The organism is Enterobacter sp. RIT637, from assembly GCF_019718755.1.
Classification (GTDB): Bacteria; Pseudomonadota; Gammaproteobacteria; order Enterobacterales; family Enterobacteriaceae; genus Enterobacter.
The window spans coordinates 1-524 of record NZ_JAIHAZ010000185.1 but is presented as its reverse complement, the minus strand read 5'-3'; the positions used below and the strand labels follow the sequence as shown (position 1 = coordinate 524).

Here is a 524-nt window from a genome sequence, read left to right as displayed (position 1 = left end):
TTGCTTTTTTACCCGAGATATCCGACCGCGAAAGCGGGAAGCGTATCGATTGCACCCACTGGTTTTTTCGCAAAAACTTTCAATGAAGAAGGGCCGCCACTCCAGCGGCCGGAGTACCCTATGGAACTGATTGAGCACTACCAACCCGAATATGTCGTCCGCTTTGCCGGGCGGGTACGGCCCTGCGAATGCCCTGCCTGTCAGGGGCGTACGGACGACTGGCCCGTCACTCACGTGAAGCTGAAAAATCAGCAGCGCGATAGCCTTGACGCGGGCTGCGAGACTGCGGCCCGCGAGATCCTGCTCAACCCGCAGGCCTTTGTTCTGCATACCTCAACGACCCGGCCGCAGAGCGAGCAGGGGCTGAGCGCCTGGGACGAAACCCTGAACCAGCTGTGCATCAACCTGGCGGTCCATCCGGCGCTGACGCTGGAGAGCAGCCTGTACGCCATCGGTGTGTTGCTCAGTAAAGCGCAGCGTTATCTCGACAGCGATCAGTGCGAGCCGCACCAGCTGCTGGAGAT

The 524-nt window shown here is 60.1% G+C and carries 1 pseudogene; it reads left to right on the top strand.

What is annotated here, in order from left to right:
- Positions 1-120 precede the first annotated feature (120 nt).
- Positions 121-524 (top strand): annotated as a pseudogene (locus tag K5E19_RS23910) (hypothetical protein); the annotation flags it as partial.